Here is an 8,137-nt window from a genome sequence, read left to right as displayed (position 1 = left end):
CCCCCGAGCCGTCCACCCCGCCCCGCCAGCAGTACTGGCTCCAGGACGCCCCGTCCACTCCCCCCCAACCCGCGCCCTCCGGTTCCGCGCAGACCTACGGGGCGCCGCAGCAGGGGAATCCGTATGCGCCGCCGCAGTTCGGGGCGGTGCAGAGTGTGCTGCATGAAGGGGCGGGGCCGTACACGGCGGCCGCCTCGCCGCTGCTCCACCCGTTCCAGCAACCGCCCGCAGCGGGGCCGCGGGCCGCGGCGACGGGGGCGGGGCGGTACGCGGAGGGCGTCGCGATCGTGGGTGGCGTGCTCATGCTGCTCGGGGTGCTCCTCTGGTTCCGCCACCTCTTCCTGGGCGACGGCACCGCGGTCTCGCCGATGACCATGTTCGAGGTCCTGCCGGAGCACCCGGGCGACGCCAGCGACGCCAACGACTATTTCTGGCTGTTCGTGGCGATCGTCCCGTTCGGCATCTTCCTGACGTTCGCCCTGGGCGTCGTGCTCAGCCGCGGCACCAAGATGACGGGCTGGGCGTTCGGCCTGGTGCCGTGGGCGGTCGACGGGCTGGCGTCCACGCTCACCATGGACGTCGGCGGCCGCAGCGCCGACCCCCATCTGCTGATCCTGGTCGGGACTCTGCTCGCGTCCGGCCCCGCGCTCCTGCGGTTCCGTTCCGCGACGGCCGGTTCGATCACGATGGCCGTGATCCCGCTCGTGCTCGGTGTCGCGGTCTTCCTGATGGTGCCGGATCTCGTCTACTACGCCGCACTGATCATCTCTTCGGTTCTGGTGCTGGCCGCGGCGGCCGTCTTCTCCCCGAAGCCCGACGCGCTCACCGCGCACGGCGCGTGGCTGATCTGCCTGGCCGTCCCCATCCTGGGGTTCATCGGCGCGCAGGCGTTCGGCGGCTCCGTCGACGGCGAGTTCTTCATCGTCTTCGTGGCGCTGTTCGTCGTCACCGCGCAGCTCGTGCACCTGGCGATCCGGCGCCGCTAGCCCGGCCGGACCGGGGTTCAGTGGCGGTCGAGGAGGAGCACGAGAAGATCGTCGAGGGTGCGGCCCTCGGTGTGGCGGGTGAGGTCGTCGGCCAGGGCCTCGATCAGGTCGTCGCGGCGGGGGCCGAGCGCGGTGAGCCGTTCGGCGAGCGGATAGTAGGGGCCGTCGTCGCCGGGGCCCTCGGTGACCCCGTCCGTCACCATCAGCATCCTGTCGCCGGGGCCGAACGGCAGGGTCGTGGTCTCGGCCCAGCCGCCGGCCAGGTTGAGCAGGCCGAGCGGCGGCGACGACGGGAGCGCGTCGGCCCAGCTCGCGCCCAACCGGCCCAGCAGCAGCGGTGGCGGGTGGCCGCAGCAGACCAGCTCGACGTGGCCAGGCCCGCGAACCGTGAGCAGCAGCGCCGTCACGAACTTCTCGGAGTGGTTCTGCTTGGCGAGCATCGAGTCGAGCCGCAGGGTGATGCCGAGGGTGGTCGGCTCGTGCGGCGCGACCAGATGCCACGCCCGGTGGACGCGCTGGGCGAGGCAGGCGGCGTCCGGGCCGTGGCCGAGCGCGTCCGCGATGATCATTCGGGTGCCGAATCTGGTCTCGATCACGGACCAGAGGTCGCCGGTGACCGGCCACGCGCCGGTGGCGGGCTGGGTGAGCGCGGCAATGCGCAGGTCACCGATCCATTGTGCGGTGTTGAGCAGCGCGTCCGCCCCGTTCACCGCGGAGGTCCAGCGCGGCAGTCCTCTCTCGCAGGAGAGGCGGGTGGGCGGCTCTGAAGGGAAGAGACTCAGATCCATGGGGAAGTCCGGTCGTCTAGGAGACCAAGTCGTCAGAGTAGCGGAGTGCAAGCACTCCGTTATCGACCTTTTCGAGAATCCCTAGGTTTCCTGTTCCCTCGGCTGGAAAAAATCCTGCTGGCCGAGCTCCCGCAGCATCCCCGCGCCGTACACGCGGTACGGCTCCGGCAGTGCGTGCGCGTTCGCCGAACGCTGCACCACCGACACCTCGACCAGGGCGCGGAGCGCCGCTTCCGCCGCGGGCACGGGCAGCCGGGCGTCGGCGCAGAACGTCAACGCGAACTCGCCGGTGAACGCCGCGGGCAGCGCTGACAGCCGTGCCCAGAGCAGCCGTTCGTCGGGGCCGCACAGCCCGTGGCTCCAGCCGATCGCGGCGCGCAGGCTGCGGTGCCGTGCGGGCACGCCGCGCCGTTCGGTCGACAGCCGCAGCACCCCGCCCGGCTCTTCCAGGAGCCGTTCCAGTTCTGTCCGGCTGAGCTCCCCCGCCAGTTCGATCGCGAGCGGCAGCCGGCCGAGCCGCGCGCAGAGCTCACCGGCGGCGGCCCCGAAACCGACCTGCCGGGTGAGCAGCGCGACGGCCGCGAGGGCGTCGAGCCGGTCGAGCTCCAGGACGTCCTCGCCCGCCACCCGCAGCCGCGACCGGCTGGTCGTCAGGACCGTCAGCCTCGGGCAGGAGCCGAGCAGGTAGGCGACGGCGGCGGCGCACGCGCCGGTCAGATGCTCGCACGTGTCGAGAACCAGCAGCTCCGGGTCGTCGCCGACGGACCGGGCGATCGCCTCCAGCATCGGCAGCCGCAGATCGTCCTGGACGAGCAGGGCCCGCGCGATCGCGTGCGGCACCAGTTCGGCGTCGGTCAGCGCCGACAGGTCGGCCCAGCGGAAGGGTGTGCCGAGCCCGGCGACGGCGGCCGAGGCCAGCGCCGTCTTCCCCACCCCGCCGGCCCCGACCACGGACACCAGCCGCGACCTGCCGAGCCGCGCCCACAGGCCGTCGATCTCGCGATCACGCCCCAGCAGCATCGCCGGACACTCGGTCGTCACGGTCCACCCCTACACCTTCGGAAGTACGCCGGCCGCGGGCCCCCACCTCAGCGCAGATACGCACGCCCGCGGCCTTGCCCCCTCAGTGTCACCCCCCGACCCGCCCCAGCACACTTCGTCATCTGACCTATTTCCCCGACGATCACCATCTGACCCTCCGCCCCGCCCTAGGTACGTATGGTGACCATCCCCGCCCCTTCACCGCCGCCGCGCCTCGGCCCGCATGATCAGGCGGCGGGGGCGGAGCGTGTCACCGCGCGCCGGCCGGACCTTCTGGCCGGGCTCGGGACACAGCCGCCAGCGTGCCGCGACGGTCGCCAGGGCGAGGACGGCCTCGACGGTGGCGAAGGAGTCGCCGATGCACTTGCGGGCCCCCGACCCGAACGGGATCAGAGCGTGCCGGGCGGAGCGGAGCGCGGGATCGTCCCAGCGGTCAGGCGCGAAGGACTCCGGGTCGTCGTAGAGCGCGGCGTCGTGGTGAACGAGATAGGGGCTGTAGACGATCGTCGAGCCCGCGGGCACGGTGTACTGCCGCAGCCGGGTCTCGGCCGGGACGGTCCTGGTGAGGAACCAGCCAGGGCCCCAGAGGCGGAGCGTCTCGGTGACGATGTTCCCGGTCAGGGTGAGCCGCGCCAACCGCTCGTAGGTGGCGGGACCGCCGTCGAGGACGGTGTCGACCTCCTGGTGGAGGCGCGCCTCGATCTCCGGATGGCGGGCGATCAGCCAGAGCGCCCAGGCCAGGGTGGCGGCGGTCGTCTGGGTGCCCGCGATGTAGAACACGATGAGCTGGTCGGCGATCTCGGCGTCGGTGAGCCTTCCGTCGCCTCCCGGCGGCTCGCCTTCCACGCCGTTCAGCAGCGGTGACAGCAGGTCGCCCAGATCCTCGCCGGTCGCGCGCCGGTGGGCGATGATCGAGCCGATGTTCCGGCGGAGCCGGGCGTTCGCCTGGTGGTAGCGGCGGTTCTTGGGCGTGGGCAGCCTGTCGAGGGGCGGGGGCGTCAGCATCCGGCGGTACCAGCCGTCGAAGATCGCGCTGATGTCCTGGGTGGTCTGGGTGAGGGTCTGCGGCGGGATCGCGTCGGAGAACATCGTCTCGACCGTGGTGCGGGCGGTGAACTCCGCCATCTGCGCGAGGACGTCGATCGGCCGGCCGTCCTGCCAGGTGTCCGTCATTCCGGAGATCTGCTTCGTCATGACCGCCGCGTAACCGGGGAGCCGGGCCGGGTGGAAGGCGGGCTGCACGAGCCGGCGCTGGCGGCGGTGCAGGCTGTGCGGGCAGGTGCCGATGCCGTCGCCGAGCGTCTCGCGGAGCCGGTCGAAGAACGGGCCACCCTTGTCGAAGGTCCTGTCGTCGTGCAGGACCTGCCAGGTCAGGTCGGGATCGCACACCACCAGGGCGGGCAGGCGGCCCAGGCGGATCCGGACCAGGTCGCCGCGGGCGGGCAGCGACTTCATGAAGGTGAGCGGGTCGCGTGCCAGGCTCGGCAGATGGCCGAGCAGCGGCAGCGCTCCGGGCGCGGTGGGAATCGCGGAAGGGAGGAAGAGCTCGGCGACGGGCGTCGTCCAGCCGGGCGGCTGCTCGCCGGGCGCCCCGGCCGGCAGATAGCCGGGGACGGCGTTGTAGCGGGGGCTGCCGAAGTGGTAGTCGAAGTTTCCGCGGACGACCTGCCGGTACCCGTTCACCACCCGCATGGCGTCGGCGAAGACCTGGGAATCCCTCGGCACCACGGCCTCCACCTGGGCGGGGACCGCCGAACAGGCCGCCAGGAACTGTTCGAGCAGACCGCTGAGCACGTCGTTGGCCGTCGCGAGGGCCGACTCCCGTGTGCAGCCGTGCGCGGTCCGCACCAGGACGACGAGATTGTGCGGATAGCCGATCGCGTCCTCCTTCTCCGCGGAGAAGACGTCGTTGTACACGCCGATCCACTCGCTGGCCCGCGCCCTGGCCTGACGCATCGCGGGCAGATCCCGGACGGCCGCGGGAAGATCGACGCCGAGCGCGTACTCCTGCAGATGCAGGTAGGTGAACTCGTTGACGCTCCAGCGCCGGTGGCGGAGGTAGTCGCCCGGCGTCATGCGTCCGCCGGCCCTGACCAGCGCGGCCTCGGCCGGATAGGTCCGCAGCCAGCCGGCGTGGACCTCGTCGAGCGCGGCCTTCCAGCCGGGCGAACGGCCCTCGGTCAGCAGGCGTTTCGCGTCGGACAGGGCGTGCCCGGCGCGGCTCGCGGGTTCGGCGCGGCCGAGGGTCACGCCGACCAGCTCCGCGATGATCCGTTCGACGGTGCCCTGGTCGTGGGTGGTGATCGCGTCGTCGAGAACGTCGTCGACCAGGAAGTCGAAGGTGACGAGGCGGTTGATGTCGCGCAGGCGCGTGCTGTCGGCGTCCGGGTAGTAGCAGGCCGACGTGTAGGCGGGCCGGGTGCGGTTCAGGTGCTCCCGCATCGCCTCGTTGCCGTCCATCCGGTGGCGTCTCAGCCAGAGCCACATGTCGTGTTCCGCGGCGCGCATCCCGGGGGCGAGGCGCTGCGCCGGCAGCGGCATCACGAAGTCCGGGAGCGCGCGGGCCCCCTGGACGGCGGGGTGGTGGCGGTCGGACGTCCCGGAGCTGTGCATGGCTCTACTCCCGCGGTCTTCGGATCCTCGCCTTCCAGTACGTCAGCGGGCTCTGGGCGCGGCAAGGCCGTCGCCGCCGGAGGATGTCTCGGTTGGGCGGGATGTCTCGCTTTGGGACGCGCCTCAGTGGGGGGTGGAGGGTTCGTGGGTGTGGAGGGGGGAGGTGGAGACGCCGACCGGGTCGGCTATCAGGAGGTGGTGGTCGGGGACGACGATCCAGTCGGGGGTGTCGTCGTGGGGTTCGCTGGCCACCAGGATGCCGGAGGGGCCGGAGCGGTAGCAGAGGGTTTCGCCCCAGGTGGTGGCGACGATGGTCATGCCGTCGGTGGCGAGGAGGTTGAGGCAGGCGTTCGGGTCGAGCCGTGACACGTCGCGGACCAGGGCGGGGACGGCGGCCGTCAGCGAGTCACCGGAGTCCAGGCGCTGCCACAGCAGGGTGGCGAGGAACGCCGCGTCGCAGGTGGACTCCGGTTCGTAGGCCGGATCCAGCAGTGCAGCGGTCAGCTTGGTGCTGACGTGCCCGTTCAGCGAGAGCAGGGCGGTGCCGTTGGTGAACGGCGCGGTCGCCTCGACCTCGATCGACATTCCCGGGCTCGCCCCGCGCACCGCGCCGATCACGCAGCCGCCGGACACCGAGCGGGCCAGTTCGGGGAAGCCGGGGTCGGCCTCGATCGGGCCGACCCTGCGGTAGGTGACGGTGCTCTCGCCGGTGAACCAGCCGACGCCGAAACCGTCCCTGTTCACCAGTTCGATCTGCTGCCAGCGCGGCCGATCACCCTGCCGGGGCAGTCCGTACGAGGGGAGCAGGACGAGCTGCTCGACCGTGCGTTCGTGGCCCAACCAGGCGAAATGGCGGCACATGGAACCCCCTGTTTCGATGATGCGTCCACGACGCAGCATAGAAGCTGATCGTCCCGTTCACTGCGGCCGCACGCCGTGATTCTGCAGCCAGAGTTCGAGCAGGGCGAGCTGCCAGAGCGCGCTCGCGCCGAGCGTCGTGCGGTGGTCGCTGGGCGCGGCCAGCAGCCGGTTGACGTAGTCGTCGCGGAACAGCCCGCGCGCCTTGGCCGCCGGGTCGGTGAGGGCGGATCTGACCAGGTCGAGATAGGGGCCGGACAGGTGCCGGATCGCCGGGACGGGAAAGTACCCCTTGGTCCGGTCGATGATCGCGTCGGGGACGATACCGCGCGCCGCCTGCTTCATCACGCCCTTCCCGTTGTGGGCGAGTTTGAGGTCGGGCGGGCAGGCGGCGGCCAGTTCGACGACCTCGTGGTCGAGGAACGGGGTGCGCGCCTCCAGCCCGAACGCCATCGTCATGTTGTCGACGCGTTTCACCGGATCGTCGACCAGCATGACGGTGGAGTCGAGCCGCAGCGCGGCGTCCACGGCCTCGGCCGCGCCCGGCGCGGCGAAGTGCTCGCGGACGAACGCCAGACTGTGGTCCTCCCCCAGGTAGGACGGGCTGAGCTGCGCGGCGAGGTCGGCGTGCGGCCGGTCGAAGAAGACCTGCGCGTACGCGGCGGCGGCCTGATCGCGCGGGACCCCGGCGAGCGGCGGATACCAGCTGTATCCGGCGAAGACCTCGTCCGCCCCCTGCCCGGACTGCACCACCTTGACGTGCCGGGACACCTCCTGCGAGAGCAGGTAGAAGGCGACGCAGTCGTGGCTGACCATCGGCTCGCTCATCGCGCCGACGGCGCCGTGCAGGGCGTCGAGGAGGCCCCCGTCACCGATCATGATCTTGTGGTGTTCGGTGCCGAACTCGCGGGCCACCAGGTCGGAGTAGGCGAACTCGTCGCCCTCCTCGCCTCCGGCGGCGGCGAAGCCGATGCTGAACGTCGCGAGGTCGCGCTGGCCCGCCTCGGCGAGCAGGGCGACGATCAGGCTGGAGTCGATGCCGCCGGACAGCAGCACCCCGACGGGCACGTCCGCGACCATCCGGCGGTCCACGGCCGTCCGCAAACCGGCCAGAACGGCGGAAGGCCATTGCTCCGCGGTGAGGGAAGTGTCACGGGTGAACGAGGGACGCCAGTAGAGACGGTCCTCGGAGGTCCCGTCCGGCTGGATGGTCCTGACGGTGGCGGGCGGCAGCTTCCGCACCCCGGCGAGGATCGTGCGCGGCGCGGGGACCACCGAGTGGAACGTCATGTAGTGGTGCAGGGCGACCAGGTCGAGCGAGGTGTCGACGCCGCCGCCCGCGAGCAGGGCGGGCAGGGTCGAGGCGAACCGGATCCGGTCGGGTGTGGCCGACACGTACAGCGGCTTGATCCCCAGCCGGTCGCGGCCGAGCACCAGGACGCCCGATTCGCGCTCGTGGACGGCGAACGCGAACATCCCCTTGAACCGTTCGACGCAGTCGCTCCCCCACCGGTGGTACGCCTTGACCAGCACCTCGGTGTCGGAATCGGAGAAGAAGCGGTAGCCGTCGGCCTGGAGCTCCTCGCGCAGCTCCCGGTAGTTGTAGACGCAGCCGTTGAAGACCGCGGTCAGGCCCAGTTCGGCGTCGACCATGGGCTGGGCGGCCCGGTCGGACAGGTCGATGATCCGCAGCCGCCGGTGGCCGAAGGCGAGCGGGCCCGCCGACCAGACGCCCGAGCCGTCCGGGCCGCGCGAGGTCAGGGCCGTGTTCATCCGGGCGACCGCCGGGACGTCGGCCGTCGCGCCGTCGAATCGCAGTTCGCCGCAGAAGCCGCACATACGTGCTTCCTT

The 8,137-nt window shown here is 71.6% G+C and carries 6 protein-coding genes; 1 reads left to right on the top strand and 5 read right to left on the bottom strand.

Annotated elements, in window-relative coordinates; translation table 11 throughout:
- The coding region (locus ACYVE7_RS06670; protein ID WP_460363667.1) for a hypothetical protein at nucleotides 1-986 on the top strand (986 nt) is incomplete at its 5' end.
- Nucleotides 987-1,003: 17 nt separating this feature from the next.
- On the opposite strand, the gene ACYVE7_RS06665 is transcribed toward ACYVE7_RS06670, so the two are convergent.
- The 5 genes from ACYVE7_RS06665 to ACYVE7_RS06645 all read right to left on the bottom strand — a co-directional run bounded on the left by ACYVE7_RS06665 (nucleotide 1,004) and on the right by ACYVE7_RS06645 (nucleotide 8,125).
- Entirely contained in the window at nucleotides 1,004-1,774 is a 771-nt protein-coding gene (locus ACYVE7_RS06665) for a PP2C family protein-serine/threonine phosphatase (protein WP_460363666.1), read from the bottom strand.
- A gap of 81 nt (nucleotides 1,775-1,855) precedes the next feature.
- Nucleotides 1,856-2,815 carry a hypothetical protein gene (locus ACYVE7_RS06660; protein ID WP_460363665.1) on the bottom strand — a complete coding sequence of 320 codons (960 nt, stop codon included), beginning with the start codon at nucleotides 2,813-2,815 and terminating at the stop codon, nucleotides 1,856-1,858.
- Nucleotides 2,816-3,013: 198 nt separating this feature from the next.
- Nucleotides 3,014-5,428, bottom strand: a complete 2,415-nt coding sequence (locus ACYVE7_RS06655) for a cytochrome P450 (RefSeq protein ID WP_460363664.1) — start codon at nucleotides 5,426-5,428, stop codon at nucleotides 3,014-3,016.
- A gap of 123 nt (nucleotides 5,429-5,551) precedes the next feature.
- The gene (locus tag ACYVE7_RS06650) at nucleotides 5,552-6,328 is read right to left on the bottom strand and encodes a class II glutamine amidotransferase domain-containing protein (protein ID WP_460363663.1); all 777 of its coding nucleotides are present in this window, start codon (nucleotides 6,326-6,328) and stop codon (nucleotides 5,552-5,554) included.
- An 18-nt stretch (nucleotides 6,329-6,346) separates the two neighbouring features.
- Complete coding sequence (locus tag ACYVE7_RS06645) at nucleotides 6,347-8,125, bottom strand: N-acetylglutaminylglutamine amidotransferase (protein WP_460363662.1); 1,779 nt, start codon at nucleotides 8,123-8,125, stop codon at nucleotides 6,347-6,349.
- Nucleotides 8,126-8,137 lie beyond the last annotated feature (12 nt).

This window comes from Actinocorallia lasiicapitis, from assembly GCF_054778695.1.
Note: the sequence above shows the minus strand (reverse complement) of the source record. Positions and strands in the feature narration are given on the sequence as shown.